The organism is Mesorhizobium jarvisii (assembly GCF_003601985.1).
Classification (GTDB): Bacteria; Pseudomonadota; Alphaproteobacteria; order Rhizobiales; family Rhizobiaceae; genus Mesorhizobium; species Mesorhizobium jarvisii.
Genome location: NZ_QZXA01000011.1, coordinates 1 through 26,591, shown reverse-complemented (window position 1 = coordinate 26,591; position 26,591 = coordinate 1). Strand labels below are relative to the sequence as shown.

At 62.7% G+C, this 26,591-nt stretch carries 24 protein-coding genes, 1 tRNA gene and 2 pseudogenes; 13 read left to right on the top strand and 14 right to left on the bottom strand.

Translation table 11 applies throughout. From position 1 onward, the window contains the following. Positions 1-170 precede the first annotated feature (170 nt). Complete coding sequence (locus D3242_RS25865; protein ID WP_064986478.1) at positions 171-395, bottom strand: hypothetical protein; 225 nt, start codon at positions 393-395, stop codon at positions 171-173. Positions 396-400: 5 nt separating this feature from the next. Beyond that, positions 401-706 (bottom strand): hypothetical protein, encoded by a 306-nt coding sequence (locus D3242_RS25860; protein ID WP_064986156.1) that lies wholly within the window; start codon positions 704-706, stop codon positions 401-403. Positions 707-781: 75 nt separating this feature from the next. Here D3242_RS25860 and D3242_RS25855 point away from each other — a divergent pair. From D3242_RS25855 to D3242_RS25840, 4 genes and pseudogenes are all read left to right on the top strand, one after another. Further along, a pseudogene (locus D3242_RS25855) lies at positions 782-1,008 on the top strand (DUF768 domain-containing protein). A gap of 72 nt (positions 1,009-1,080) precedes the next feature. Beyond that, entirely contained in the window at positions 1,081-1,278 is a 198-nt protein-coding gene (locus tag D3242_RS25850) for a hypothetical protein (protein ID WP_167470457.1), read from the top strand. 33 nt (positions 1,279-1,311) lie between these two features. Next, positions 1,312-1,854 (top strand): hypothetical protein, encoded by a 543-nt coding sequence (locus D3242_RS25845; RefSeq protein ID WP_064986154.1) that lies wholly within the window; start codon positions 1,312-1,314, stop codon positions 1,852-1,854. After that, a complete protein-coding gene (locus tag D3242_RS25840) occupies positions 1,844-2,239 on the top strand; it encodes a hypothetical protein (RefSeq protein ID WP_064986152.1) in 396 nt (131 codons plus the stop codon). Before D3242_RS25845 ends, D3242_RS25840 begins: the two co-directional genes overlap by 11 nt. Here D3242_RS25840 and D3242_RS25835 read toward each other — a convergent pair. Then, positions 2,229-2,453, bottom strand: coding sequence for a hypothetical protein (locus D3242_RS25835; protein WP_064986150.1), 225 nt, complete (start codon positions 2,451-2,453; stop codon positions 2,229-2,231). The two genes, D3242_RS25840 and D3242_RS25835, sit on opposite strands and share 11 nt — an antisense overlap. A 49-nt stretch (positions 2,454-2,502) precedes the next feature. On the opposite strand from D3242_RS25835, the gene D3242_RS25830 reads away from it, so the two are divergent. Together D3242_RS25830 and D3242_RS25825 are read left to right on the top strand one after the other, a co-directional pair. Beyond that, complete coding sequence (locus D3242_RS25830; RefSeq protein WP_147377489.1) at positions 2,503-3,234, top strand: hypothetical protein; 732 nt, start codon at positions 2,503-2,505, stop codon at positions 3,232-3,234. 412 nt (positions 3,235-3,646) lie between these two features. Next, a complete protein-coding gene (locus D3242_RS25825; protein WP_064986147.1) occupies positions 3,647-4,198 on the top strand; it encodes a hypothetical protein in 552 nt (183 codons plus the stop codon). 33 nt (positions 4,199-4,231) lie between these two features. Here D3242_RS25825 and D3242_RS33645 read toward each other — a convergent pair whose 3' ends face one another. The 3 genes from D3242_RS33645 to D3242_RS25810 all read right to left on the bottom strand — a co-directional run bounded on the left by D3242_RS33645 (position 4,232) and on the right by D3242_RS25810 (position 5,445). Continuing rightward, positions 4,232-4,396 carry a hypothetical protein gene (locus D3242_RS33645; protein ID WP_155772712.1) on the bottom strand — a complete coding sequence of 55 codons (165 nt, stop codon included), beginning with the start codon at positions 4,394-4,396 and terminating at the stop codon, positions 4,232-4,234. Between the two features lie 158 nt (positions 4,397-4,554). Next, positions 4,555-4,631, bottom strand: a tRNA-His gene (locus D3242_RS25815). Between the two features lie 355 nt (positions 4,632-4,986). Then, positions 4,987-5,445, bottom strand: a complete 459-nt coding sequence (locus tag D3242_RS25810) for a phasin (protein ID WP_019860319.1) — start codon at positions 5,443-5,445, stop codon at positions 4,987-4,989. 250 nt (positions 5,446-5,695) lie between these two features. On the opposite strand from D3242_RS25810, the gene D3242_RS25805 reads away from it, so the two are divergent. Then, the gene (locus D3242_RS25805; RefSeq protein ID WP_064986143.1) at positions 5,696-9,700 is read left to right on the top strand and encodes a PAS domain S-box protein; all 4,005 of its coding nucleotides are present in this window, start codon (positions 5,696-5,698) and stop codon (positions 9,698-9,700) included. Positions 9,701-10,073: 373 nt separating this feature from the next. Here D3242_RS25805 and D3242_RS25800 read toward each other — a convergent pair whose 3' ends face one another. Then, a complete protein-coding gene (locus tag D3242_RS25800) occupies positions 10,074-12,032 on the bottom strand; it encodes an acetoacetate--CoA ligase (protein WP_064986476.1) in 1,959 nt (652 codons plus the stop codon). A gap of 197 nt (positions 12,033-12,229) precedes the next feature. Here D3242_RS25800 and D3242_RS25795 point away from each other — a divergent pair, with 197 nt between their 5' ends. After that, positions 12,230-14,083: an AsmA family protein gene (locus D3242_RS25795; RefSeq protein ID WP_064986141.1), complete on the top strand. Its 1,854-nt coding sequence runs from the start codon at positions 12,230-12,232 to the stop codon at positions 14,081-14,083. 139 nt (positions 14,084-14,222) lie between these two features. Here the strand turns inward: D3242_RS25795 and D3242_RS25790 are convergent, their stop codons facing one another. The 6 genes from D3242_RS25790 to D3242_RS25765 all read right to left on the bottom strand — a co-directional run bounded on the left by D3242_RS25790 (position 14,223) and on the right by D3242_RS25765 (position 21,199). Then, entirely contained in the window at positions 14,223-15,041 is an 819-nt protein-coding gene (locus D3242_RS25790) for an ABC transporter permease (RefSeq protein ID WP_019860323.1), read from the bottom strand. Next, positions 15,038-16,003: an ABC transporter permease subunit gene (locus tag D3242_RS25785; protein WP_019860324.1), complete on the bottom strand. Its 966-nt coding sequence runs from the start codon at positions 16,001-16,003 to the stop codon at positions 15,038-15,040. Before D3242_RS25785 ends, D3242_RS25790 begins: the two co-directional genes overlap by 4 nt. Positions 16,004-16,012: 9 nt before the next feature. Then, positions 16,013-17,155, bottom strand: a complete 1,143-nt coding sequence (locus tag D3242_RS25780) for an ABC transporter ATP-binding protein (RefSeq protein WP_019860325.1) — start codon at positions 17,153-17,155, stop codon at positions 16,013-16,015. An 81-nt stretch (positions 17,156-17,236) separates the two neighbouring features. Next, a complete protein-coding gene (locus tag D3242_RS25775; protein WP_019860326.1) occupies positions 17,237-18,334 on the bottom strand; it encodes a polyamine ABC transporter substrate-binding protein in 1,098 nt (365 codons plus the stop codon). A gap of 326 nt (positions 18,335-18,660) precedes the next feature. Further along, entirely contained in the window at positions 18,661-19,614 is a 954-nt protein-coding gene (locus tag D3242_RS25770) for a DMT family transporter (RefSeq protein WP_019860327.1), read from the bottom strand. Between the two features lie 136 nt (positions 19,615-19,750). Continuing rightward, on the bottom strand, positions 19,751-21,199 hold the full coding sequence (locus D3242_RS25765) for a helix-turn-helix domain-containing protein (protein WP_027047235.1): 1,449 nt from the start codon (positions 21,197-21,199) through the stop codon (positions 19,751-19,753). Positions 21,200-21,436: 237 nt separating this feature from the next. Between D3242_RS25765 and aceA the strand changes: the two genes are divergently transcribed. The 3 genes from aceA (at position 21,437) to D3242_RS25750 (ending at position 23,709) form a co-directional block, all read left to right on the top strand. Then, entirely contained in the window at positions 21,437-22,726 is a 1,290-nt protein-coding gene (gene aceA, locus D3242_RS25760; RefSeq protein ID WP_038644640.1) for an isocitrate lyase, read from the top strand. 56 nt (positions 22,727-22,782) lie between these two features. Continuing rightward, positions 22,783-23,025, top strand: a complete 243-nt coding sequence (locus D3242_RS25755) for an SMc00767 family acetate metabolism repressor (RefSeq protein WP_006202762.1) — start codon at positions 22,783-22,785, stop codon at positions 23,023-23,025. 240 nt (positions 23,026-23,265) lie between these two features. Beyond that, the gene (locus D3242_RS25750) at positions 23,266-23,709 is read left to right on the top strand and encodes an ANTAR domain-containing protein (protein ID WP_019860331.1); all 444 of its coding nucleotides are present in this window, start codon (positions 23,266-23,268) and stop codon (positions 23,707-23,709) included. Between the two features lie 89 nt (positions 23,710-23,798). Here D3242_RS25750 and D3242_RS25745 read toward each other — a convergent pair whose 3' ends face one another. Further along, a complete protein-coding gene (locus D3242_RS25745; protein ID WP_064986139.1) occupies positions 23,799-24,515 on the bottom strand; it encodes an HAD family hydrolase in 717 nt (238 codons plus the stop codon). 143 nt (positions 24,516-24,658) lie between these two features. Between D3242_RS25745 and D3242_RS25740 the strand changes: the two genes are divergently transcribed. Both D3242_RS25740 and D3242_RS25735 read left to right on the top strand, forming a co-directional pair. Beyond that, on the top strand, positions 24,659-26,095 hold the full coding sequence (locus tag D3242_RS25740; protein ID WP_019860333.1) for a glutamine synthetase family protein: 1,437 nt from the start codon (positions 24,659-24,661) through the stop codon (positions 26,093-26,095). A gap of 47 nt (positions 26,096-26,142) precedes the next feature. Then, positions 26,143-26,509 (top strand): annotated as a pseudogene (locus D3242_RS25735) (four helix bundle protein). Positions 26,510-26,591: the final 82 nt, after the last annotated feature.

Sequence of the window (26,591 nt, the reverse complement as noted above, 5' to 3'; positions counted from 1 at the left end):
AAGGCAACGAGGATGGCAAAGGCGGCGAGCGCAATGGCAAGCCGAGGGCTCTTTTGAGGTGCCTTCACAGCTTCGATCAGGTCTTTGGCCATTCACGTCGTCGTCGATGCGCGGGTTCTCATACGGCAAGGCGCGCGGGCCAACCGGAAACCCGCGCGCTGGCGGGCTTCCTATTTGATACTGGGGGCCGGCGGCTTCATCATCACGCGCAACTGCATCTTGTCGATAGTTGCGACGATGGCAGCCGCCAGTGCTTCTGCCTCATGGATCAACTCCGGCCCGTAGAGGCCGTTGACGGCCTCCTCGCTCGGCAGTACCCCGGGCGGGCAGTGCTCCTCGATCGTGCGCCGGATCAGTATCAGGGCTGCCCGGCATTCGTCGGCTTCGATCTTCATGACCTTCACGTCGCCTTGTCGACCAACCTCTTGCGCGTCGGCGGCAGATAGCTGGTGACGAGCCGCACGGCACTGTGTTTGACCGTAATGCCCAGATCCTGGCCGCCGACCGTGACCGTATCCTCGTCGACGCGAAGCACTTCGCCGGCCAGCTCGATTTTCTGCCCGCTGCTTATGTGTGGCGTGGTGTCAACGATCGAGTGCGGCTGACCGTAGGTAGGGATCAGAACACTCACGCGGTCTTCCGTGACCCGCTTGCGCACGGTTGCAGTTATCGCGACGGTGTCGCCGACTTTGATGCCCTTGCCCATATTTGGATTCTGGAGCGGCCGCCGCCGACGTCAATATGCATGGAACCTAATATACGCCGCGAGCTTATGTGCAGCATGAGCACTCGCGGAATCAACTTCCTTGACCAATGGCTGGCCAACAACGTCCCTGAGACGACGAAGGCTGATGTCATCTCCGTTGACGAACTCACGCACAAGATGATCGCCGACGCCAAAGTGCTCGGAATCAAGCGGAGCGAGATCGACGAAGAGGTCGACGACAGCCTCTCCCAAAAATGATCCTCGACGCGATCGTGCATTACGACCCCGGCCTGCGTGAATAGCCTTGCCACCGAGACGGACGCGAGGAATATAATCCTCCCGTTGCGGCGACCCACTCAAAACGGAGATCGCCAATGGCCAGGTCCAAACCATCCACGAAGCTTTCGCAGGCTGAAATCGAGTGCTTTCTGACGGCAGCGGAAGCGCTGCACAAAAGCATCGTGAAGATTGAAGACCGTGCGGGAAGTGACCGGCAAGGAAGTCGAGTTCATCAGATGGAACACCACAGGACCGGTGCGGCCACTTGGCTGAAATCCGGTTCGTGCGAGTGATTTTGGAAACCACGCCGGCGGTACAGTCACGCCATGCCGATTCGCACCGCGCCCTTTCCCTGCGACGTCCACCAGATCGCCGAGCAATGCGGGATCAAGATCCTTAAGCCCGCGCTGCACGGCGCCATGGCAGGCCGACCAAGGGTATGCTTCTGCCCGAAGACCCTGAAGCGCCTCGGCCAGGCGCACGGCGCCGATCACCTCCGCTTGGTCCTCCGCCTGATCGTGGAAAGCGATGGCAACGCCGGCGAGCTGCAGTTCGATACGATCGAGGCGGTTTCGCGTGTTGTGCTCTCCAACCTGGTTGAGATCCGCGCCGATCTCTTCGACACCGTCGACCTCGGCCAGGTCCGCGCCTGGGCTCAATTCGTGAAACCTGGGTGTTCGACAGCCGAGGCGATGGCGACGGCGCTGCTCTGGCGCTTTGCAAGCCCGGACATCGTCATGCCGAAGCAGTCGGCCGAAGAGGTCGCCGCCGAGGCGAAGCGCGCGGAGATCGCGCGCAAGGGCAGGGAGAACGCCAAGCGGAGGCGGCTTAAGGCCGCCGGCGACGATCGGGCGGCCGTTGCGCTCTGATCTTCAGGATGCCGCCGACGTCGAGATCTGGCGCGATCTTTTGGGCGATGACTATCACCGGTCTGGCAGGCAGCCGACGCGGTCTCATTCGAACTGGACGCCCTGGCAGCATCGCGGCAACGGCGACGTCGAGATCGGGCGCGTGTGGTGGCAGGCGCGTCCGCTGCATTTTCCGAAGGCAAACGTCACCCTTTTCTTTGATGGCTCCGAGGTCGTCGGCGAGCACCGGTGGGGTGTCCATGGCGACAAATGGCAGATGAAAAGACCGCCGGCCGACTGGATGCCGAATCCCGGCATGGCCGCGGAACGCGATCGCCAGATCGTGGCGTTCCTGGAGCGAAAGCGGCACCGGCGCCTGCTCAAGGGCGCCGAGGTCAGGACCTGAAGCGTTCGAGCAAGACGCGATCCGCCGGCGTCACCCGCACCCCGCGCCCGTTCTGATTGCCGTCGCTAAGCGCGTGACACACAAGTTTGACGTCGATGGCTAGATGGTTGCCGATCTGCCCGAATGACAGCGTCTGCCATTCGTCCGGACAGTTTGCGAGGATCTCATTGGCGTGGTGCTCGATCCGATCAATGACGCGGTTCTGATCAGCCACTCGCTGCGCCTTTGCGAGGTCCGCGCCGCGCGGTACGGCGGATTTCGGAATGCACGAATTGGGATCGTCATTTTCAATGTTCCTCGGCGCGGAAACATATCGTTCACCACGGGTTGTGGAAAGCGGGGAGCTCACCGATCGGGGGCTTGCCGGCGTGCGCCGTGGTCGTTTCGGTACTCCGATGGCATACCGATCGACAGATATCGAGCACCTCCACAAGAGCTTGGCCGCCCAAGATCGAATTCGCAGGGCGGGTCGAACACCCAACGGCCACGCGCTGTGGACGACGGCGGAGCGTGCCGTTTTGAAGAAATGGTTTCCAGACTACATAGCGATGAAAATGCGACTGCCGGAAAGGTCCATGCCGGCGATCCGCGGGCAATGTCACCTCATGGGGCTCAGCACCCCGAAACCGGCCTGGACGGCCGCCGATCGGGCACGGCTGAAACGGCTCTTCCCAACGGTCAGCAAGGATGAGCTGATCGCGGCGTTCCCTGGCCGTACCTGGACGTCGCTCCAGGTCTCTGGCTACCAGATGGGATTGAAGCGCTGGCGGAAGCCATATGTGAAGACAAGCCATCCCGTTATCGATGATGTCCGCGAGGCCTGCCGCGCGAAGGGGCATTTCATGCCCGACCTCGACGTCTACGCCGGCACTGGGAAATATTTCAGCAAGCTGGCGCAACGTAGGAAGAAGCACGATTTCCGAAAGGTCGACAAGGCGGTCAAGGCGCTCGGCGGGACGCTGACGATCGAGTGGTGCAACGATGACAGTGCATAAGCGATGTTCCCCGAGAGGGGATCGCTTGACGAGAATCGTTTTGTGAGCGCAACGTGTCCGTTGGGGTGTGAGAACCCGGACCGTGATGAGCAGACCATCGATTGGCGTCGTTGGCACTGCCTAGGCGCACGGAGCCTTGGCGGGCTCTGAATGCGCGTTGGTGACGCCTTGGCGGGCGCACCGTCCTTGCCGTCGTAGCACGGCCGGGGGCGATGCGCCATGTCCAAGCGGAAGCTAAAAGCCATCGAGCTGTCTCACGGCAGTTTCTCAACCCCCGGCTTCGGCGCCGATCGCCGAGTTAGATCCGGGGCATGGCCTTCGGCTCGCCGGCTGTGAGAAGCCGGTTCTCACCGTGAGGGAAAATATCCAGATGATACACCAGGCAACAACTCGCCGTTCCGTTCTCAGCGGAATGGCCGCAATCGCCACAGGCGCGGGCCTACAGCGCGCGATCGCCGCTCCGGACGCTCCATCGGGCGTCGACGCCCTCATCGATGCCCACCGCGCCGCCAGGGCGGCGCTTACCGCGGCAACCGAAATGTATGACAAAGCGTTCGAGAAGGTCCCCGACGCGAGTGTCCAGCTTTTCAGTTCGATGGCGGCCAGCGTTGTCTGGAGCGCCGAGGAAATCGACAAATGGGCAGCTGCTGCTGTCAAGCACCTGAAGGTTTCACCCGACGACGCCGTGACCTGGCGCTGTGTCATGGAGGATGATCTCGATCAGGCAAAAGCTCGGCGTCTCGCCGTAGCGGCCACCGTCGATCTCGATCGGCTTGAGAAGGCCGTCGAGGTCGCCAGCGATGCGGAATGGGCGGCGTTTCAGGCGCTGCGCGATTACCGGCCGGCCGATATGGGCGAGGTCGCCGCCAAGGCGCGTTACCTGATTTCGACCATCGAGGTCGACAATGAAGGCGAGCGCATGGCCGACAGCGCCGTTGAGTTGCTTCGATCGCTTGTGGCCTAGAAGGAAGATCCCGCCGTCGCGAGGCGGCGGGCTTCAGCCCGCGAGAACCCTTCCAGCCGCGATCCCTATGCCGATCGCGACGCCTGTCGCAAGGTTTCCGGCCAGGCGAATCGCCCACGCTGTAATGTCGACGGAGCGCCAACGCTGCTCAGGTCGCGACTGGATCACGTCAATCAGATCGTCGAAAAGCCGTTCCACGAGTGCCCTCCGTGTCGCGTTCATGTCGCGTGGAGTTGCCGTCATCTTGCGCAAACCATTGTAATTCAAGCGTACCGGTTTGCAACATGCACGCGACATGGAACGCTGCTAAGCGCCCTACCCTACTTGTCAAGCATTTGATTTCGTTGTGAAAATTTTGGTACCGTTGGCTGGGATCGAACCAGCGACCTCCGGATCCACAATCCGGCGCTCTAACCAGCTGAGCTACAACGGCACATTTGCCTGAGCAGAATCTCTTCGGGAACTCGTCCTAAGCGATCCGCTCTGTCGTTCGGCGATGCGTCCATACGGGCTTATGGATTTTAATTCAAGGCTTTTGCGAAGCAAAGACCACTTCCCCACATGTGCCGCAACGGCGGCGGTTTCGCAGGGCAAAGAAAAAGGCCGGCGGGAGGAGGTGCCGGCCTTTTCCTGTTACGAGCCAGCGGGAGGAGGAGCTGGCTGGTCACCCCGGGGAGCAGAGGGAGGAGGTTCCACTCGCCGGGTATTTCTTGATGGCTACCATCATACGCCTGATCGTTTTTAAGAAAATGCGACCTTTTGTTGCATCCTCAGATCATGCGCAAATATTAGGCAGCCTTGATGTCCTTGATCGCCTTCTCGAAGGCGGTCTTGATCGGCTTGGAGACGTCTTCCGCCGCCTTGGAGGCAACAGCCTGGAAGTCCTTGGCCTGCTCGACCGTCAACTCGACGCGCTTGCGCAGGAAGGCGGTCTGCAACTCGACGACTTCCGACAGCGACTTGGCGCCGATCAGGGCTTCGAGATGCGAGAAGCCGGCTTCGGCGTTGGCGCGCAGCGCCGCGATGGTCTTGAGCGACAGGTCGCTGGAAACAGTCTTGGCGGTCTCGTAGGTCGACTCCAGAGCCTTCTGGGTCTCCTCGGCGCCGGTCTTGAGCTTGGCATAGGCCTCTTTCGACTGCTCAACGCCCTTTTCGGCGAAGGCGCGGATCTGGTCGGTGGCCTTGGAAGCGTCGAAGCTCGGGAATTCAACGTTTTCGATCGTCTCGGCAGTTTTGGTCCTGGACATTTTCCATCCTTTTCAGCGGCAGCGGCTTTGACGGAAAGCCGTCTCGTTCAGTTATGATGGCAATATAAAGGCAAATTTTGTGCATTGCAATATCTTTGTTGCAGTGCACCATAAATTTCTTTCCGGCCGTTAACCAAAAGCCCAGAAACCAGCCTTTGCACGTTCTGGCTTGTGGACCTTCGCAGCTGCGGCTTTTATTAACAAAGCGTTAACTGCAAATTTCGCCGCTCCGTGAGGGTTCGCCAAGCGCATGCCGTCCGAATATTCCTTCCTCGACGTGGCCGTGCTCGACGCGGTGCGCCAGCGTTTTGCCGCCGGCGACGCGATCGCGATCCTGTCGGTGGATCTGGAGCAGGTAATCTGGGCCAATGGGCCGGGCGCCGCCGTGTTCGGCTATCCCGACATCGAGGCGATCATCGGGGCCTCGGCACAGCTGCCGCTGATCGCCCGCCGCCAGATCATGGCGACCAGCGGCTTTCCCGAGATCGGCAGCGATCGCGGCATCACCGTCAGGTTGGCGACCGGCATGACCAGCAGGACCGTCGGCTTCCAGGCAAGTGCCGTGACGCTGCCCGACGGCGAGAAGGCGATCATGCTGGCGGTGCCGGCGGCGCAGACAGGCTCGCGCGGAGCCGCCGAAATCGCCAACCGGGCGATCAGCGGCTTCACCGAAGACGGCCATTTCATCGCCTTCATCGACGCCGGGGGCAATGTCGAGGCCGCGTCGGACGGCTTTTCGAAGCTCGGCATTCAGCCCGCGACGCTGGCCGCCCTGGTCGCCGATGTGGCCGCCGAGGGCGAACGCATCGTCAAGCGCCTCGTTCCGGGCGGCAACACCTCCTACCCCGCCGGGCTCGCGCGGCTGACGCCGGAGCGGCATCTCCTGGTTGTGATCGATGAGGATCAGCTCGAGGACAATGCGTCTATCTCAGAGGCTTCGGCAGAAGCCGCCAATAAGGTAACGGAAAGCACCGCCGCACAACCCGATCCTCATCAGGACAATCAACCGACGGCGGATGTTTCGCAGGCGGAGGCCGTCGAACGGTCAACTGGCACTGCCGAGATCGAGCCCGAGCCCGCCCCTTCCAAGCCGGCCGCTGAAGATCGGCCGGAACGGGCAACGCAAGAGATTTCGGAGCCGACCGGGCCAACACCGGTTGCCGCCGACAACGATCAGCCGACAGCGGGCGGCACGCCGCCACAGCACGATCACTGGTACTTCAATGTCGGCGAGGATGACGCGCGACCCGCACCTGCCGCGCCAGAAGCGAATAATGCGGTCCAAGCGACCGGCGCCGAGGCTCCCGTGGACAGCGCGAAGGAGAGCAAGCCCGCCTCCCCGGCAGCCCAGACCATGCCCCCAGTTCGGACAATAGACCGCTCGGCAGCGCCGCTGCGCTTCGTCTGGCGCACCGACGCCGAAGGCAAGTTCAGCGCACTGTCGCCGGAATTCGCCGACATTGTCGGCAAGCCGGCGGCCGACGTGATTGGCCGGCGCTTCAGGGATGTCGCAGCGGCCTTCGGCCTTGACGCATCCGGCGAGATCGCCGGCCTGCTGGAGCGGCGCGATACATGGTCCGGCCGCTCCGTGCTGTGGCCTGTCGTCGGCACCGACCTGAAGATCCCCGTCGACCTGGCGGCTTTGCCTGTCTATGGCCGCAGCCGCGCCTTCGAAGGTTTTCGCGGCTTCGGCGTTGCCCGGACCGGCGATGCGATCGTCGATCCGGAAGCCATCGGCATGGCCCTGGTGCCCAATGGCGAGCAGCCGGCTACGCCGGAACCGGAAGCCGTCGAACCTCCCGCTGAAGAGCCGAAGGCGGACGAGTCGAAGGCCGAGGAACCAGATGCAGCGGACCCGTTCAAGGGCGAGGTGCCCGCGCTGACCATCGTGCCGAAACAGGAACGGCGCTTTGCCGACAAGGTCATCCGCCTGGCCGAACACCGGCAGCCGGCCAACGACAAGGGGCTGTCGACGCTGGAACGCAGCGCCTTCCGTGAGATCGGCGAGCGGCTGAAGAAGGACAGTGCGCCGGCCGAGCCGCCGGAAGCCGACAAGCCCGGCATCGAAAGCCCGCCGAAACCGGAGCCCGGCACACCGGCTGAGCCAGCGGCTGAAACAGCCGTGGAGGCCCCGGCCGCCAAGACGGAAACTCCGATCGAGGCGGTCTCCGATGTTGCGTCGACGCCAGACGCCGCCCCGGATCAGGCGCCGGCCGAGACCGGCGAAATCCCGGTGGCGGAACCGGAGAGCGACGCGGTACCGGCCGAGCCATCCGAGACCGACGCCGAGGACGAGGCGGATCTCGCACGGCTCGACGGCGCTCATCCCGACGACGTGGTTCGCCAGGAGGATAGTGACACGCCGGCCGGCGCGACAGGCTCGCTGCTCAGCTATGCCGAGGCGAGCCCCGTCGCGGACAATGACGAGCCTACGGCCTCTGAACCGGTCCCCACAGAATCGGAAAGTGCCGAGCCCGCCGCAATCGACGATGAACCGGCAGTTGCAGAGGCCGGACATGTCGGGACCGACGACGATGACAGCATGACGTCAGCCGATTTTCGCGATGCCGAGGACAGTGAGGACTGGGTCGACGGCGCGAAAACCGCTGCCGCCGATGAGCAGGCCGCAACATTCAGCGGCGAAACCGCCAAAGCGGCCAACGCCGTCGGGAGCCCGGCCGAACGGCCGCGCCTGAAAGTGCCACCGCTCAAGACCGAAGGGATCGTGCCGTCGGCCTTTTCCGTCGGTGACGAAAGCAAGACTCCAGACACTTCGCTGCTCGGCAAGCTGCCGGTGCCGCTGCTCATCCATTCGGGCGATCAGTTGCATTATGCCAACGAGGAGTTCCTCGACCTGACCGGTTACGACACGCTCGATGACCTCGAGGATGCCGGTGGCCTCGGTGCACTGTTTGCCGATCCCTATGCCGATGACGGCGCCTCCGAAGGCAGCGACCAGGCGTTGCGGCTGAAGACACGCGATGGCCAGGAGTTCCCGATCGACGCCATCCTGCGCTCCGTTCCCTGGCGTGACGGCAAGGCGCTGATGCTGGTCGTGCGCCGTTCCGGTGATGATGACGCGCCCGCAGCGCTGCACTTGGTCGGCGAAGAGCCGACGCAACCCGACATTTCCGAGCTCAAGGCCCGCATCGCCGAGATGCGCACCATCATCGACACCGCCACCGACGGCGTCGTGCTGATCGGCAGCGACGGCACCATCCGCTCGATCAGCCGTCCGGCCGAAGCGCTGTTCGGTTTCGACAGTGACGAGGTGACCGGCAAGCCCTTCGCCTCGCTGTTTGCCATCGAAAGCCAGCGCGCGGCGCGCGACTATCTCGCCGGGCTTTCCGAACCCGGCGTGGCGAGCGTCATGAATGACGGCCGCGAGGTGATCGGGCGCGAGGCGCAAGGGCGCTTCATCCCGCTGTTCATGACAATCGGCCGGCTGCCCAATGACAGCGGCTTTTGTGCCGTCGTGCGCGACATCACGCAATGGAAGCGAGCCGAGGAAGATCTCACCCAGGCGCGCGCGGTGGCCGAACGGGCATCCTCGCAGAAGACCGATTTCCTTGCCCGCATCAGCCACGAGATCCGCACGCCGCTCAATGCGATCATCGGCTTTTCCGAATTGATGGTCGACGAGAAGTTCGGGCCGGTCGCCAATGACCGCTACCGCGACTATCTGCGCGACATCAATCGCTCGGGCAACCATGTTCTCGACCTGGTCAACGACCTGCTCGACATCTCGAAGATCGAGGCCGGCCAGCAGGAAATGGCCTATGAGGCGGTCTCGCTCAACGACACGCTGGCCGAGACCGTGGCGATGATGCAGCCGCAGGCCAATCGCGAACGCGTCATCATCCGCTCCAGCTTCGCCTCGCGGCTGCCGGAGGTGGTGGCCGATTTGCGCAGCGTGCGCCAGATCGCGCTCAACATCCTGTCCAACGCCATCCGCTACACCCAGGCCGGCGGCCAGGTGATCGTCTCGACCGCCTATGAGACTTCAGGCGACGTCGTCATGCGGGTGCGCGACACCGGCATCGGCATGAGCCAGGCCGAGATCGAACAGGCGCTCAAGCCGTTCAAGCAGATCAACGCGCTGAAGCGCGGCCGCGGCGACGGCACCGGCCTTGGCCTGCCGTTGACCAAGGCGATGGTGGAAGCAAACCGCGCCCGCTTCACCATCAATTCGACGCCCGGCGAAGGCACGCTGGTGGAAGTGGCTTTCCCCTCGACCCGGGTGCTGGCGGAGTAGAGCAATTCCAAGAAAAGTGTGAGCGGTTTTCCCGGGAGAAGCGCGTAGCGCTTTTCCCTTGGGAATTGCGTCAAAACAATGAGTTAGAGCGGTTCGCCGTTTCCGTGAAATGGCGAACCGCTCTAACAAGCCCAAAAGAAAAGGCGCCCTGGAGGACGCCTTAAGAGATGGGATTGCTGTCACAACGGGGGCTTGAGCGAATTCAGATCCTCCGGGGGCTGAGGAACGGGATTTCTCCCTCAAGTTACATGCGACTATCGGGGCCGGGCCTTAACAAGTCCTTACCGGCTCGCCGAAAAATTTACGAATGTGTACCACTCGTGAAATCTAGGTAAATTCCCGCGACATGTTTCGTTAACCATGCCGGTCGGGATCATTCGGCAAGCTGCGGCAGGTTCCTGAACAGCTCCAGCGCTTCCGGGTTGGCGAGCGCTTCCTTGTTCTTGATGGCGCGGCCATGCACGACGTCGCGCACGGCGAGTTCGGTGATCTTGCCCGACTTGGTGCGCGGGATGTCGGTGACGGCGACGATCCTGGCCGGTACGTGACGCGGGCTCGCCCCGCTGCGGATCTTGGCGCGGATGCGTTTCTCCAGATCCTCGTCCAGTTCGGCGCCCGCGGCCAGCCGCACGAACAGCACGACACGCACGTCATTGTCGAAATCCTGGCCGATGCACAGCGCTTCGAGGATTTCCGGCATCTGTTCGACCTGGTTGTAGATCTCCGCCGTGCCGATGCGCACCCCGCCCGGATTGAGCGTGGCATCCGAGCGGCCATGGATGATCATGCCGCCATGCGCCGTCCATTCAGCGAAATCGCCATGGCACCAGACATTGTCGAAACGCTCGAAATAGGCAGCCTGGTATTTCTTGCCGTCGGGGTCGTTCCAGAAGCCGATCGGCATCGACGGAAACGCCTTGGTGCAGACCAGTTCGCCCTTCTCCTGCCGGATCGGCTTGCCGTCGTCGTCCCAGACATCGACGGCCAGGCCAAGGCCAGGTCCCTGGATCTCGCCGGTCCAGACAGCTTGCGTCGGCACGCCGAGCACGAAGCAGGAGACGATGTCGGTGCCCCCGGAAACCGAGGCGAGATGCACGTCCTTCTTGATGCCGTCATAGACGAAGCGGAAATCCTCGGGCGACAGCGGCGAACCGGTGGAGGAGATCGCCCGCACTGTCGACAGGTCATGGCTGCGGATCGGCTTGAGGCCGGCCTTGCGCACGGAATCGATGAACTTGGCCGAGGTTCCGAAGAAGGTCATCTTCTCGGCATCGGCGAAGTTGAACAGCACATTGCCGTCGGGGTAGAAGGGCGAGCCGTCATAGAGCAGCAGCGTCGCCCCGGAAGCCAGGCCCGACACCAGCCAGTTCCACATCATCCAGCCGCAAGTGGTGAAGTAGAAGAAGCGGTCGCCGTCGACAAGACCGGCATGCAGCCGATGTTCCTTGACATGCTGGATCAGCGTCCCGCCGGCCGAGTGGACGATGCATTTGGGGATGCCGGTGGTTCCTGATGAAAACAGGATGTAGAGCGGATGCGAAAACGGCAGAGGCTCGAAGATGACTGGCTTGGCGGCGAAGGGCGACAGCGCCTCTTCCATCGCCACCGCCTTGTCGATGGTTGCCGCCACATCGGCCGAAGTGCCGAGATAATCGACAAGCAGCACCTTGCGGACACTGCCGAGCTTGGCCGCGACCGCGGCGACCTTGTCGGCGACCTCGATCGCCTTGCCATTGTACCAATAGCCGTCGGGCGCGATGAAGATAACGGGCTCGATCTGTCCGAACCGGTCGAGCACGCCCTGTTCGCCGAAATCGGGGGAGCAGGACGACCACACCGCGCCGATCGAGGCGGCGGCCAGCATGGCGGCGACGGTCTCGGGCATGTTGGGCATCATCGCCGCGATGCGGTCGCCCTTCTTGACCTTGAGCGACAGGAAAAGCTGCTGCAGGCGCGAGACCAGGCCATGCAGCTGGTTCCAGGACAGCCGCCGCTCCACCTTGTCCTCGCCGCGAAAGACGATCGCCTCGCCCGCGCCGGTTTTCTTCAACAGGTTCTCGGCGAAATTCAACGTCGCGTCGGGAAAGAAGGAGGCACCGGGCATCCTGTCGCCATCGGCCAGCAGGCGCTCGCCCTTTTCACCGACAATGCCGGAAAAGTCCCAGACCAGGCTCCAGAACCCTTCGCGATCCTCGACCGACCAGCGGTGAAGGTCGCCGTAGGACGCGAATGTGGCGCCGGCTTCCGCCTCCGCCGCCTTCAGGAAAGCAGTTAATGGCGAAGCGTCGATCCGGTCTTGCGTCGGGGTCCAGAGCGGTACTTCGGCAGCCATGATCGATCCTCCCAAGGTCGCCATCGCTTATGCATATTGCAGCGCAGCAGAGCAAGATTTTGTTGGGCCGAAGCGCTCAGGTGTGCGCAAATGCCATCGCCGGGCCATAAAGACTTGAAATGCCTCAGTCCTAAGTCGTAGTGACGACTGGGGTTTTACGTCAGGCGATTAATCGGAACGGAAGCATATAGGGCGAGATGCCATCATCCTTGATCCGCCGCGGAGTATGGGCGATCGGCGCTGCCGTGATCGTCATCGCTCTGGTGGTCGCTGCCCTGCCGCTGATCGCCTCGACGCGCATCGTGCGCGATCGCATCGCCTGGGAAATGAGCGCCTGGAGCGGCTTCCGGGTCGCCATCGAAGGCTCGCCGCGCATCGAGGTCTGGCCGAAATTCCGGGCGATCCTGACCGATGTCACGCTTTCGAAATGGACGGACGCCGACGCGCCGCCGGTCGTCGAAGCCGAACGCGTCGAAATCGACCTATCGGCGATGGCGGCGTTGCAGGGCGATGTGGTGTTTTCCACGGCGCGGCTGGTGCGGCCGACGATCCGGGTCCAGCGGACCGCGGACGGCCTGTTCCTGCCCACCGCGCCGACCGGTGGGCGCATCGCGCGCTCCATCGACACGGCACGCGGCGTGGTCAGTGCCGACCCCGCCAAACCCAACCTGGACAAACTGCCGACAGATGCCTTCGGCACGGTTGAATTCAGGGACGGCCGCATGGTGGCTTCCGTCAACGGCAAGGACGTGGAGATCCTGAGCAGCCTTAGCGGCCAGGCGACCTGGGCGGCGATGAACAGCAATGCGACACTGTCGGCAACCGGGATCTGGCGCGGCGAAAGCGTCGCCCTCGACGCCGCCTCGCAGAAGCCGCTGGTGCTGTTTGCCGGCGGTGTGGCGCCGCTCACTCTGTCTTTCAAAGCAGCACCCGCCACCTTCTCCTTCGACGGCACGGCCAGCATGGCCGACAACGCCTATTTCGACGGCCAGGTGAAGTTCGCGGCACCCTCATTGCGCCGTGTGCTGGAATGGTCGCAGGCCGGTATCGCGCCAAGTGCCGCGATCGGCTCGGTCAGCATTTCGAGCAAGGTCACGGCGTCGGCCGGACGCGTCAAGTTCGAGAACACCGCGCTGACGCTGGACAACAATCCGGGCATGGGCGCGCTCGACCTGTCGCTTGGCGACGCCCAACCCGTGATCTCGGGCACGCTCGCCTTCGACACGCTCGACCTCAGATCGTTTCTGTCCGCCTTTACCCCGCTCGGACCAGCGAGCGGGACCGGCCCAGGTGACGTGGAGGCAAGTTTCGCCGACCGGGTCAATCTGGATCTGAGGCTGTCGGCGGCGCACGCCACGGCCGGCACGATCCAGCTTGCCGATGTCGCCGCCACCGCCCAGGTCAAGGACGGTCTTTCCGTCTTCGATATCTCCGACGCCTCGGCCTTTGGCGGCAACATCCAGACCAGTCTTCGTTTCGACCGCAAGCCCGAGGGCACACAGGTAGAGATCCGGCTGCTTGCGTCCGATGTCGATGGCGGCGCGTTCGGCACGGCGGCCGGCATGACCCGGCTGGTGCCGGTCGGCACAGGCACCGTTTCTGTCATCCTCAAGGGACCGGGCAGGACCTGGGATTCGATCTTTGAAAACGCCGACGGCTCGGTCTCGGCGACCTTCGGTCCCGGCGCACTCAGCAAGTTCAACCTGCCGGCCTTTCTCAAGCATACCGAACAGGGCGGCTTCTTCGCGCTCGACGACGTCTCGGACGGCACGCTGCCGATCGACGGCGCCGAAGTGAAAGCGACCATTTCGCGCGGCGTGGCGAGGCTGGACAAGGCCGAGGCCAATTCGGCGAAATACAAGATCTGGCTTTCCGGCATCGCCTCCTATGCGGGGCGCGGGCTGGCGCTGTCCGGCGGCGTTATCCAGCCGGACCAGGCGGCGGCGCAGAAGACCGGCCAGCAAGGCCCCAACCAGTCGTCCTTCTTCGTCGGCGGAACCTGGAGCACGCCGTTCATTTCGCCGATAAGCCGTGGCGTTTCGGGCGAATAGAAGCGCGCTTACGTTTCGCTGGGCATCAAACAGGCTTCACCCTCGGGTCAGGCCCGAGGGCATGCTTTTCGGGATCATGCTTCCGTTCAGTTGAGCATGATCTTGTCCGAAAACCGGCTTCCACTTTTCGGGATCATGCTCAGCCGCGTTGCGCCGCCTGTTCGTCGAGCTGGCGCTGCACCTCACGACGCTTGTTGGCGATCGAAGCGATGATGACGCCGACCGCGACGACGGCGATCAGGATGGTGCAGGCGGCATTGATCTCCGGCGTCACGCCGAGACGGACCTGGCTGTAGATCTTCATCGGCAGCGTCGTGGCGCCCGGTCCCGAGGTGAAGGAGGCGATGACCAGATCGTCGAGCGACAGCGTGAAGGCCAGCATCCAGCCGGATACGATCGCCGGCAGGATGACCGGCAGCGTGATCTGGAAGAAGGTCTTGGCCGGCGTTGCGCCGAGATCCATCGCCGCCTCCTCCAGCGACCGGTCGAAGGAGACCAGGCGCGACTGCACGACGACCGCCACGAAGCACATCGTCAGCGTGATGTGGGCGAGCGTCACCGTGAAGAAGCCGCGGTCGAGGCCGACGGCAACGAAAAGCAGCAGCAGCGATAGGCCGGTGATGACTTCCGGCATGACGAGCGGTGCGAAGACCATGCCGGAAAACAGCACCCTGCCCCGGAACCGCGTGTAGCGCGTCAGGGTGAGCGCCGCCAACGTGCCCAGCACGGTCGCCACGGTGGCCGAAATGACGCCGACACGCGCCGTCACCCAGGTGGCGTCCATCAAGCCCTGATTGTGGAACAGCGACACGTACCATTTGGTCGAGAAGCCGCCCCAGACGGTGACGAGCTTGGATTCGTTGAAGGAGAAGACGATGAGCAGCACGATCGGCAGGTACAGGAAGGCAAAGCCAAGCACGATCGAGGTGACGTTGAAGCGGCTCCAGGTGGCGTTCATTTGCCCTGCTCCTGGGCACGCGCCTGTGCCTGCTGGAAAAGCATGATCGGCACGGTGAGCAGCAGAAGCAGGATGACGGCGACGGCCGACGAGACCGGCCAGTCACGGTTGGCGAAGAACTCGTTCCACAGCGTCTTGCCGATCATCAGCGTCTGCGATCCGCCGAGCAGGTCGGGAATGACGAACTCGCCGACGGCCGGGATGAACACCAACAGGCAGCCGGCTATGACGCCCGGCAGCGACAGCGGGAAGGTGATCTTCCAGAAAGCCGCGGTCGGCGGGCAGCCCAGATCCTTGGCCGCCTCGATCAGCGAGTAATCCATCTTTTCCAGTGACGAATAGAGCGGCAGCACCATGAAGGGCAGGTAGGAATAGACGATGCCGATGAAGATCGCCGTATAGGTGTTGAGGATGACCAGCGGCTGGTTGATGATGTGCAGCGACAAGAGCAGCTGATTGAGCAGGCCCTCGGGCTTCAGAATGCCGATCCAGGCATAGACCCGGATCAGGAACGACGTCCAGAACGGCAGGATGACCAGCATCAGCAAGGTCGGGCGGATGGTCGCCGGCGCGCGTGACATGCCATAGGCGATGGGGTAGCCGACGATCAGCGTCAGCACGGTCGAGATCGCGGCAATGATGACGCTCGTCACATAGGCCTTGAAATAGAGCGCGTCCTGCGTCAACCAGACATAGTTGTCGAAGTTGAGGTCGCGAAACCCGGCGAAGAAGCCGGAGACGCCGTCGCTGAAGTCGAGCACCGGCGTGTAGGGCGGCATGGCGATCGCCGTCTGCGACAATGAAATCTTGAAGACGATGACGAAGGGGATGAGGAAGAAGAACAGCAGCCACAGGTAGGGGACGATGATGACGAGCCGATTGACGAAACCGGCACCCAGCCGCGTCAGGAAAGGCTTGGCAGTCGATGGCGCGGCGGCATCGGCGACAGCGATGTTGGACATATCAGCCCCCTACCGCGCCAGCACGACGCCGGCATCGGGCCGGAATGACACCCAGGCGCGATCGTTCCAGGTCAGCGGATCCTCGGTCACGCGCGCCGCGTTCAAGGCGCTTGCCCGCACGATCTGCCCATCGTCAAGCCTGATGTGGTAGACGGTCATGTCGCCGAGATAAGCAACGTCATAGACCTCGCCTTCCATCGCGTTGACGGCATCGGCCGGCTTCTTCGACGAGACCTTGATCTTCTCCGGCCTGATGGCGAAGACGATATCGGCATTGGGCGCGGCCACGGCACCGCCATTCTCGACGACGATCTGGGCTCCGCTCGCTCCGGTTATGCGGGTGGTATTGGCCGACCGCTCGGCGACCTTGCCCTCGAACATGTTCACATTGCCGACGAAATGGGCGACGAAGCGCGAGGCCGGGGCTTCGTAGACTTCCGCGGGCGTCGCCACCTGCATGACCTCGCCCTTGTCCATGATGGCGATGCGATCTGCCATGGTCATCGCTTCTTCCTGGTCGTGGGTGACGACGACGAAGGTGAGACCAAGCTCCTGCTGCAGGTCCATCAGTTCGAACTGGGTCTCCTCGCGCAGCTTCTTGTCGAGCGCGCCGAGCGGCTCGTCGAGCAGCAGCACCTTCGGCCGCTTGGCGACCGAGCGGGCGAGAGCGACGCGCTGGCGCTGGCCGCCGGAGAGTTGGTGCGGCTTGCGCTTGGCGAACTGCTCGAGCTTGACCAGCTTCAGCATCTCGGCGACGCGCTTTTCGATATCGGGCTTGGGCATGCCTTCCTGCTTGAGGCCGAAGGCGATGTTGTTCTCCACCGTCATATGCGGGAACAGCGCATAGGACTGGAACATCATGTTGACCGGCCGGCGATAGGGCGGGATGCCGCGCAGATCCTGGCCATCGAGCAGGATGCGGCCGGCCGTCGGTTCCTCGAAACCGGCGAGCATCCGCAGCAGCGTCGACTTTCCGCAACCCGAGGCGCCGAGCAGGGCGAAGAACTCGCGCTCGAAGATGGTCAGCGACAGATTGTTGACGGCGGTGAAGTCACCGAACTTCTTGGTGACGTTGTCGAACTGGATGTATGGCTTGGCGTTCGGGTCGTTCCATGGCGCGAAATCCCTGCGGATGCTGCCAAGCGATTTCATATCCCCACTCCGTTCTGTTTCTTGCTTCGTGCCCCAAAAAACGCGACCCCGGCAGCTGTCCGCCGAGGTCGCTTCAGATGATTATTGGCCGGTGACGATCTTGGTCCAGGTGCGCGTGATGACGCGCTGGGCCTTGGGATCGTACGGCTGGACCGTATAGAGCTTCTGCACCGTCGCTTCGTCCGGATAGATTGACGGATCGTCCAGGATCGCCTTGTCGACGAACTGCTGCGAAGCCTTGTTGCCGTTGGCGTAGAGCACGAAGTTTGAAGACTTGGCGATGACTTCGGGCTTCATCATGTAGTTGATGAATTCATGCGCCTCGGCGACATGCGGCGCATCAGCGGGGATCGCCATCTGGTCGAACCATATCTGGGCGCCTTCCTTCGGCACGGAATAGCCGATCTCGACACCCTGCTTGGCCTCCTGGGCGCGGTTGCGGGCCTGGAAGACGTCCCCAGAGAAGCCGATAGCCAGGCAGATGTCGCCGTTGGCCAAGGCGTTGATATATTCGGACGAGTGGAATTTCCTGATAAAGGGGCGGACCTTCATCAGGGCTTCCTCGGCCTTGGCGATATCGTCGGGCGAGGTGCTGTTCGGGTCGAGGCCGACATATTTCAGCGCCGCCGGAATGATGTCGGCCGGCGAATCCAGCACATAGACGCCGCAATCCTTCAACTTGGCGAGACTTTCGGGATTGAAGAACACATCCCAGCTGTCGATCTTGTCGGTGCCGAGCGCGGCCTGCACTTTCTTGACGTTATAGCCGATGCCGACGGTGCCCCACATGTAGTTGACCGAGTATTCGTTGCCGGGATCGTACTTGGCGGTGCGTTCCGAAATGACGTCCCACATGTTGGAGATGTTCGGCAGCTTCGACTTGTCGAGCTTCTGGAAGACGCCGGCCTGGATCTGGCGGGCAAGGAAATTGCCGCTGGGCACGACGACGTCGTAGCCGCTACCGCCGGCAAGCAGCTTCGTTTCCAGGATCTCGTTGGAATCGAAGGTGTCGTAGACGACCTTGATGCCGGTCTGCTTGGTGAAGTCCTCGATGACGGAGCTGTCGATGTAATCCGACCAGTTAAAGACGTTGACGACACGGTCCTCCGCATGGCCGGCAGGTGTGAACAATGTCAGAAATACCGAGGTCGCCGAAAGCCAGAGCGCTTTGCGGATCATGCTATTCTCCTTTGGTGAGTGTTCCATCGCCGGCTCGTCGCGACATGTGCGCGACCGGGCATTTGTTTCAGACTTTTGAGCTTTCCAGGGGACAACAAGCGCCGATTGGCGCGACGGCCGCGGCCGCGCAATCGTCCGAGGCTGGAAGGAATCGCGGTGCCGTCAGAAGCTTTCGCCGCCGCGCGGACAGAAATACAGAAATATGGAGCGGTCTCGATCGGGCCGCCGGGGAGACTTGGCAAGATACGCCTGTCTTGTTGTTGCTGTGGACCCAGCCTGCCCGGGCGGCAGCAACATTGTCAATGGCAAAGCTTCAGCGGCCCGCATCAATTCGGCGACGGCACTCCGGTGACCCCTGCCCGCCGCGGCCGTGCCTGGCGCTTGAATTCGAGCCCGATATGGACGAGCAGCGCCGTGACCACCACGGCGCCGCCGATGATGGTGCGGCCGGACGGCACCTCGGAATGGATGAGCCAGACCCATATCGGCCCAAGGATCGGCTCGAAGGTGCCGAGCAGTGCCGCGACGGCGGCCGGGATCAGCCGCGCGCCAGTTGCGAAGAAGGCGAGACCGATGCCGAGATTGACCACGCCGAAAGCGAAGAGAAAACCCATGTCGCCGGCTGAAACCGTGAAGGTCGACGCCTGCGAGGCGGCAAAGCCCGCGGCCAGGAACGTGCCGAGACAGGTCGCCGGCGTCATCCGCACACTGGCGAACCGCCTTGTGATGACGGTCGCGATCGAGAACATGAACGCGATCAGCAGCGCCAGCCCGTCGCCTATGGGCGAGACGGCGCCATTGAGTGATTCCGACACCATGATGGCAACGCCGGCAATGACGGCGGCAATCGCCACCCAAGTCACGGCACTGACCCGTTCGCGAAACAAGGCCCAGGCCAACAGCGCCGCCAGAAGCGGCACACCGGCTTGCATCAAAAGGATATTGGCGACGGTGGTGTAGGCGAGCGCCACGACGAAGGCGGTCGATGCGATGGCGAAACAGAAGCCGACGGCAAGGCCAGGCAGGCCCATGTCACGAAACGATTTCAGCATGCCGCGCCAGCCGTCACGCCAGGTCATGAACAGGAGCAGGAAGGCGGCGGCCCAGACGGAGCGCCAGAAAATAACCGTCCAGCTGTCGCCAACGGTGATGAAGCGGGCGATGGTGCCGCCGAAACTCCACATCAGCGCCGACAGGAAGACCAGAAGCATGCCGACACGTTCCTCGCGCGGCGAGGAGGTCGATGCAACAAGGCCCGGCGATGATGCTGCGTCTGTCATGGGCGCGACTGTCGAGCTTTTGTGGACGGGACGATGCGCAAGGGACGACAAAAAACTGCTCTGTTCGCGTAACGCAAAGACTAAGGCCGCGGGTGATCCAGACACCGGCGACGATTGTGGCACCTTTGTTCTCGCATTACTGGAAGTCGAAAGCGCTCAGGCCCGTCACCATCTCGTCGAGGCCAAGCGGACGCGTCACCGGCGGTTCGGCCCGCGCCAGGCAGCCGACGCGCTCGCAAAGCCGGCAGGCGGGTCCGACCGGCGTCGCCGCGACGGCGCCTTGTCCAGCCCTTGCACCGACCACGGCGCCGGGCAGCGCCGCGCCATAGACGATGTCGTCGCGAAAGCCGATGTCGCAACCAAGCAGCAGCGCCGTGCGGCGTGGGCGCTCCGCGAACGCGCCCTGCGGCCCTTCCAGCGTGCGGGCGATGCACAGGAACTCGGCGCCGTCAGGCATTTCCACCGCTTCGACGAAAACCTGACCCGGCTGGGTGAAGGCGGCATGCACGGGCAGCTTGGGGCAACCGCCGCCAAAGCGGCTGTGCGGAAAGCCCTGGCTGCCGGCCCTGCGAAAGCGGTTCCCCGCATTGTCGACCTCCAGCATGAAGAACGGCACGCCCGGTGCGCCCTGCCGCTGCAGCATGGTCAGCCGGTTCGCGGCCTGCTCGAAAGAGACGCCGAAGCGCGAGCGCAGGACATCGATGTCGTAGCGGGCACGGATGGCGGCGGCATGAAAGGCCTGGTAGGGCATCATCAGCGCGTGCGCGGCATAGCGGCCGAGCTCGAAACGGGCGAGGCGGCGGGCTTCGTCGGTGGTCAGCTTGAGCGCCTGGATCTCGCCGGCGACCGCGACCGTCATGCGGATCAGGCAGGCCTCCATCGCCACTTCGCGTAGCTGGTCGAACGGCGACAGCCTCTCGGACAGGAACAGGCGCTGCGAATGGCGGTCGTAGCGACGGCGCCAGTTCGGCATGGTGGCGACCGGCAGCACCTTGACCACGATGCCGTATTCGCGCTTCAGCCATGCCTTCAACGCACCGAACAGATCGTCGCCGGGATCGAGCACCGCGGTGAACGCCTCGGCCTCTTCCTCAAGTGCCGTAAAATGGTTCGGCCGCCGCTCGAAGGTCTCATGCACCTCGTCGATTGGCAGGCGAGCGCCGGATAGCGCGGTCGCCCGCCCTTCGCGCGCCAGGAGTTCATTGAGGTCTGACAGTCGCTCGGCCTGCTCGCGATAGGCGCGAAACAGTTTTATCACCGCCGCGGACGCATTGGGCGCTGCCTCGGCAAGTTCGATCAACTCCTGGTCTCCCGGCAATTCGCCAACCAGCAGCGGATCGGTGAACACTTCCTTCAAGGCCGCGACCGACCCCCTCGCCTCGCCCTGCAGCTCATGCGGGTCGACCTTGTAGACTGAGGCCAGTTTCAGGATCAGCTGCACCGTCAGCGGCCGCTGGTTGCGCTCGATCAGGTTGAGGTAGGACGGCGAGATGCCGAGCCCTTCCGCCATCGCCGTCTGGGTCAGGCCCTTGGCGTTGCGAATGCGGCGGATGCGCGGCCCGGCGAAAATCTTCTGCTCAGCCATCAACTGCTCTTGACAGGAATTTACACGACATTCGCGGCATCCCATTGCCAGTTAGTTTTACAACTATGACAAATTTACAGCAACCCTCTGTCAAACACAACACAGGTTTTCCCTAATCTTCGGCCGAATCGGCTGATTTTTCTGGCTGATTTTGCGCCGCAATGTAAATTCAGTCACATCCCGATGCGCCAAAAGATTGGCGCGCGGACAAAATCCAGCAATCCTTCGGAGTGACTCATGACCGATTTTTACAATCTCGTTCCCTCGGCGCCGGAAGGCCGCTTCGACGGCATCGAACGTCCCTATTCGCCAGAGGATGTGAAGCGGCTGCGCGGCTCGGTGCAGATCCGTCAGAGTCTCGCCGAAATGGGTGCCAACCGGCTGTGGAAGCTCATCCACGAGGAGGATTTCGTCAACGCGCTCGGCGCCATGTCCGGCAATCAGGCTATGCAGCAGGTGCGCGCCGGACTGAAGGCGATCTATTTGTCGGGCTGGCAGGTCGCCGCCGACGCCAACACCGCCTCGGCGATGTACCCCGACCAGTCGCTTTATCCGGCCAATGCCGCGCCGGAGCTGGTCAAGCGCATCAACCGGACGCTGCAGCGCGCCGACCAGATCGAGACCTCCGAGGGCAACGGGCTTTCGGTCGAGACCTGGTTCGCGCCGATTGTCGCCGACGCCGAAGCCGGCTTCGGCGGGCCGCTCAACGCCTTCGAGATCATGAAGGCGTTCATCGAAGCGGGCGCCGCCGGCGTTCACTACGAGGACCAGTTGGCGTCGGAAAAGAAGTGCGGCCATCTCGGCGGCAAGGTGCTGATCCCGACCGCCGCGCATATCCGCAACCTCAACGCCGCGCGCCTGGCAGCGGATGTGATGGGCACGCCGACCCTGGTCGTGGCACGCACCGACGCCGAAGCCGCGAAGCTTCTGACATCCGACATCGACGAGCGCGACCAGCCCTTCGTCGACTACGATGCCGGACGCACGGTGGAAGGCTTCTACCAGGTCAGGAACGGCATCGAGCCCTGCATCGCGCGGGCCATCGCCTACGCCCCCCACGCGGACCTGATCTGGTGCGAGACCTCGAAGCCGGACCTCGCACAGGCCAAAAAATTCGCCGAGGGCGTGCGCAAGCACCATCCGGGCAAGCTGCTCGCCTACAATTGCTCGCCCTCCTTCAACTGGAAGAAGAATCTCGACGACGCGACGATCGCCAAGTTCCAGAGGGAACTCGGCGCCATGGGCTACAAGTTCCAGTTCATCACGCTCGCCGGCTTCCACCAGCTCAACTACGGCATGTTCGAACTGGCGCGTGGTTACAAGGAACGGCAGATGGCGGCCTATTCCGAATTGCAGGAGGCCGAATTCGCGGCGGAAGCCAATGGCTACACCGCGACCAAGCACCAACGCGAGGTCGGCACCGGCTATTTCGACGCCGTGTCGATGGCAATCACAGGCGGCAAGTCGTCGACCACCGCCATGCATGAATCGACCGAGCACGCACAGTTCAGGCCGGCCGCCGAATAGCGGATCAGAAACACCGAGGAAACGCCCAACAGGGCTTCACACACAGGAGAAGACCAATGGCATCGATAAGCCGCGTCAAGGAACGGGCAGAAGAACAATCGACCACGATGAGCGTCGACCAGCAGGCGACGATCCGCATGCTGGCCAACGATCTGCACAGGCTCAACCAGTCGGTGATGAAGGCGGTCGAGGCCGGCGTCTCGGTGGAGCTGGTGCGCTCGGCGAGGCACCATGGCGGCGACGGCAATTGGGGCGACCTTCTGATCCCGGTGATCGTCACACAACAGAGCCATGGCTGACCGGAAATCGTTGCAACCGGCCCTTCACCTGCACAGCGTATGCGCAGGTGAATTTTATTTTTACGCAACCAATCCGTGGACAGGGCAGTACAGTACTGTTGCTTGACTCCACTATCGCAGGAGCGTTTTCGGAAGGCTTTTATTTCAACTTGACATGGGCTGCTATCTCACGCCAATTGTCGCCCAGATTCAACTCTGCATTGAAATAGGGGCGAGCTTCTTGGCCGACTTGGGTGCCCAGTGAGAAACGAGGGCGAGACCGCAAAACATCCGAATCTGGTGACCCAGGATTCAAGCACCGAGACGATACGCAGTCCCTCGCAAGTGCTTGTTGTCGGGAAATCGCCGATCAATCGCGTGGTGGTGTCGAAGATCGTCGAGCGATCCGGGCTCAAGCCAATCTCGGAATCGCCCGACATGGCGGCGAAGACCTTGCGGACACTCGTGCCAGGCGTGATCGTGCTGGATGGCGGCGCGGACAACAACGACTGCGACATCCTGATGTCCGGCATCGAAACATTGCGACGGGCTTCGGGAAAATCGTTTCCTCCCGTGATCCTGCTTTCGACCAAGACCGGTACGCCGGAGAGCCTGGGCCTGTCGAACGTGATTGACGTCGTCGTCGCCAAGCCGATCACGCCCGAGCGGCTGCAACCGGTGATCGATCGCCTGATAAGCCGCTAAGCGCGTCACCTGGCGCGCTTCGGGTCGTTGTTCCATGCATATCGTTCTCCCCAAACCGAGGTTACTTTTGGGCGACGTGCAGAGCGCGATCAACTCCCTCTGGCGATGGTTTGGACCAGTTCGGGCAATTGCCCGAGGTTGGATATCTGGCGAAACCGCGGCTCGGCGAGCGGCGCCTCGACATGCTCGAGCACCCAGGTGAGTTCGTGCGGCACATGAACGCCCCAACCGCCGGCCTCGATGGCCGGCACCACGTCCGACTTCAGCGAATTGCCGACCATCATGCTCTTTGCGGGGCCGTCACCGTGGCGACTGAAAAGGCGGGAATAGGTCGCGGCATTCTTGTCGCTGACGATCTCGACCGCGTCGAACAGGTCGCCGAGGTCGGACCCGGCCAGCTTGCGCTCCTGGTCGAAGAGGTCGCCCTTGGTGATCAGCACGAGGCGGTAGGCGCCGGCAAGTTTCTCCACTGTGTCGCGCACATGCGGCAAGACCTCGATCGGGTGGCTCAGCATCTCGCGGCCAGCCTCGAGGATCTCCGCTATGACCGAAGCCGGTACACGCCCGTCGGTGACCTCGATCGCCGTTTCGATCATCGACAGGGTGAACCCCTTGATGCCGAAGCCATAGACGGCAAGGTTGCGCCGCTCGGCCTCGAGCAATCGCGCCGAAATCTGTTTCTCCTCGCCATGATCGGCAAGCATGGTGGCGAAACGCTTCTCCGTCATGCGGAAGAACTGTTCGTTCTGCCAAAGCGTGTCGTCGGCGTCGAAGCCAATGGTCGTCAGTTCGTTGTTGTTTCGCATCGATGCCTTCCGGGTTGGGAGCCGTACGAACCTAGGCCGACCGACGTGATTTTCAACCGGAACGAGGACTGCCGGCGGCACCTCCCCTTCCCTTACACAGTGGGGCACGGCTATACTCGCAAATCCGCAACCCAATCTGGTGAATGATGCCGCCTGCAAAAAAGGAAGTCCGTCCGTCGAGCCGCGGAGGACGAGCGCGTACGCCTGCCTTCGTGAAAAACCTGCGTGGTGTGAAGAACTGGAAGGAAGTCAGCGACTGGCTGGAATGGCGCGGCATCGAGGACATCGAATGCATCACCCCTGATCAGGCGGGCGTGGCGCGCGGCAAGATGATGCCGTCGAAGAAATTCACCTCCAACACCTCGCTGGCGCTGCCTTCGGCCGTCTTCATGACGACGATTTCCGGCGGCTATCCCGAAGACGGCAACGGCTTCCACTATCCGGAAGACGACGGCGACCTCAAGCTGATGCCGGACCTGTCGACGCTGACAGTCGTGCCCTGGGAAGAAGACCCGACGGCCGCCGTCATCTGCGACCTCGTTCACCAGGACGGCCGCTCGGTCGAATTCACGCCGCGCAATGTGTTGAAGCGCGTGCTTGCCGCCTATGACAAGCTCGGGCTGAGGCCGGTGGTGGCGCCCGAGATCGAGTTCTACCTGGTGCGCAAGAACCCGGACCCGGACTATCCGCTCACCCCGCCCGTCGGTCGCTCGGGCCGTGCAATCGGCGGCGGCGCCGGCTATTCGATCGCCGGCGTCAACGAGTTCGACGAACTGATCGACGACATCTACCACTTCTCCGAAAGCCAGGGCCTCGAGATCGACACGCTCATCCATGAAGAGGGCGCCGGCCAGCTCGAGATCAATCTGCGCCACGGCGACCCGATCGAGCTCGCCGACCAGGTGTTCATGTTCAAGCGCACCATCCGCGAAGCCGCGCTCAAGCACGAGATCTACGCCACCTTCATGGCCAAGCCGATCCAGGGCCAGCCGGGTTCTGCCATGCATATCCACCAGTCGATCATCGACAAGAAGACTGGCAAGAACATCTTCTCGGCCGAGGACGGCTCGGAGACCGAGGCGTTCTTCCATTTCATCGGCGGCATGCAGAAACACGTGCCGAACGCGCTGGTGATGTTCGCGCCCTATGTCAATTCCTACCGGCGGCTGACGCAGGCGGCCTCGGCTCCGGTCAACAACAAATGGGGCTATGACAACCGCACCACGGCGTTCCGCGTGCCGCGTTCGGATCCGGCGGCGCGGCGTGTCGAAAACCGCATCCCGTCCTCCGATGCCAATCCCTACCTGGCGCTGGCGGCTTCGCTTGCCTGCGGGCTGATCGGCATCACCAGGAAGATCAAGGCCGAGCCGCCGGTGCTGACGACCGCCAATGCGGACGAGATCGACCTGCCGCGCAGCCTGCTCGAAGCCGTCGACCTGTTCGAGGGCGACGAGGAACTCTGCGCGCTGCTGGGCAAATCCTTCGCCGCCACCTATGCGGCGATCAAGCGGGCGGAATTCGAGACCTTCATGGAAGTGATCAGCCCGTGGGAGCGGGAGTATCTTCTGCTGAATGTTTAGGGGAATAGGGGAGTAAGGCAGTAGGGCAGTAGGGCAGTAGGGCAAGGATGGCGGCCAAGATTGAATCGTACAGAGATTTGATTGTCTGGCAGCAAGCTATGGATCTGGCGGTTTCGATCTACGAAACAACCAGAGCCTGGCCAAAGGATGAGCGCTACGGGCTGACGGCTCAGGTACGTCGTGCAGCTACCTCCGTTCCCGCCAACATTGCCGAGGGTTATGGGCGAGAAAGCCGAGCTTCATATCAGCAGTTTCTCAGAATTGCAGGGATCTCTCAAAGAGTTGGAGACCAATCTGCTGATCGCGCAGCGCGTCGGAATCACCTCCCATCAGGCAACCGAACCATTGATGAACCGAAGCGAGAGCGTGGGAACGCTCTTGCGGCCCCTCGTCCGCAAATTGTCCCCTGAATAGTTCTACCTACTGCCCTACTGCCCTACTGCCCTACTGCCCTACTGCCCTACTGCCCTACTGCCCTACTGCCCTACTGCCCTAC

What these genes read in the sequence shown, in the direction of transcription:
- D3242_RS25865 (WP_064986478.1), bottom strand. Translation starts at nt 395, where the DNA reads ATGAAGATCGAAGCCGACGAATGCCGGGCAGCCCTGATACTGATCCGG.
- D3242_RS25860 (WP_064986156.1), bottom strand. Translation starts at nt 706, where the DNA reads ATGGGCAAGGGCATCAAAGTCGGCGACACCGTCGCGATAACTGCAACC.
- D3242_RS25850 (WP_167470457.1), top strand. Translation starts at nt 1,081, where the DNA reads ATGGCCAGGTCCAAACCATCCACGAAGCTTTCGCAGGCTGAAATCGAG.
- D3242_RS25845 (WP_064986154.1), top strand. Translation starts at nt 1,312, where the DNA reads ATGCCGATTCGCACCGCGCCCTTTCCCTGCGACGTCCACCAGATCGCC.
- D3242_RS25830 (WP_147377489.1), top strand. Translation starts at nt 2,503, where the DNA reads ATGCACGAATTGGGATCGTCATTTTCAATGTTCCTCGGCGCGGAAACA.
- D3242_RS25825 (WP_064986147.1), top strand. Translation starts at nt 3,647, where the DNA reads ATGGCCGCAATCGCCACAGGCGCGGGCCTACAGCGCGCGATCGCCGCT.
- D3242_RS25810 (WP_019860319.1), bottom strand. Translation starts at nt 5,445, where the DNA reads ATGTCCAGGACCAAAACTGCCGAGACGATCGAAAACGTTGAATTCCCG.
- D3242_RS25805 (WP_064986143.1), top strand. Translation starts at nt 5,696, where the DNA reads ATGCCGTCCGAATATTCCTTCCTCGACGTGGCCGTGCTCGACGCGGTG.
- D3242_RS25800 (WP_064986476.1), bottom strand. Translation starts at nt 12,032, where the DNA reads ATGGCTGCCGAAGTACCGCTCTGGACCCCGACGCAAGACCGGATCGAC.
- D3242_RS25795 (WP_064986141.1), top strand. Translation starts at nt 12,230, where the DNA reads ATGCCATCATCCTTGATCCGCCGCGGAGTATGGGCGATCGGCGCTGCC.
- D3242_RS25790 (WP_019860323.1), bottom strand. Translation starts at nt 15,041, where the DNA reads ATGAACGCCACCTGGAGCCGCTTCAACGTCACCTCGATCGTGCTTGGC.
- D3242_RS25785 (WP_019860324.1), bottom strand. Translation starts at nt 16,003, where the DNA reads ATGTCCAACATCGCTGTCGCCGATGCCGCCGCGCCATCGACTGCCAAG.
- D3242_RS25780 (WP_019860325.1), bottom strand. Translation starts at nt 17,155, where the DNA reads ATGAAATCGCTTGGCAGCATCCGCAGGGATTTCGCGCCATGGAACGAC.
- D3242_RS25775 (WP_019860326.1), bottom strand. Translation starts at nt 18,334, where the DNA reads ATGATCCGCAAAGCGCTCTGGCTTTCGGCGACCTCGGTATTTCTGACA.
- D3242_RS25770 (WP_019860327.1), bottom strand. Translation starts at nt 19,614, where the DNA reads ATGACAGACGCAGCATCATCGCCGGGCCTTGTTGCATCGACCTCCTCG.
- D3242_RS25765 (WP_027047235.1), bottom strand. Translation starts at nt 21,199, where the DNA reads ATGGCTGAGCAGAAGATTTTCGCCGGGCCGCGCATCCGCCGCATTCGC.
- aceA (WP_038644640.1), top strand. Translation starts at nt 21,437, where the DNA reads ATGACCGATTTTTACAATCTCGTTCCCTCGGCGCCGGAAGGCCGCTTC.
- D3242_RS25755 (WP_006202762.1), top strand. Translation starts at nt 22,783, where the DNA reads ATGGCATCGATAAGCCGCGTCAAGGAACGGGCAGAAGAACAATCGACC.
- D3242_RS25745 (WP_064986139.1), bottom strand. Translation starts at nt 24,515, where the DNA reads ATGCGAAACAACAACGAACTGACGACCATTGGCTTCGACGCCGACGAC.
- D3242_RS25740 (WP_019860333.1), top strand. Translation starts at nt 24,659, where the DNA reads ATGATGCCGCCTGCAAAAAAGGAAGTCCGTCCGTCGAGCCGCGGAGGA.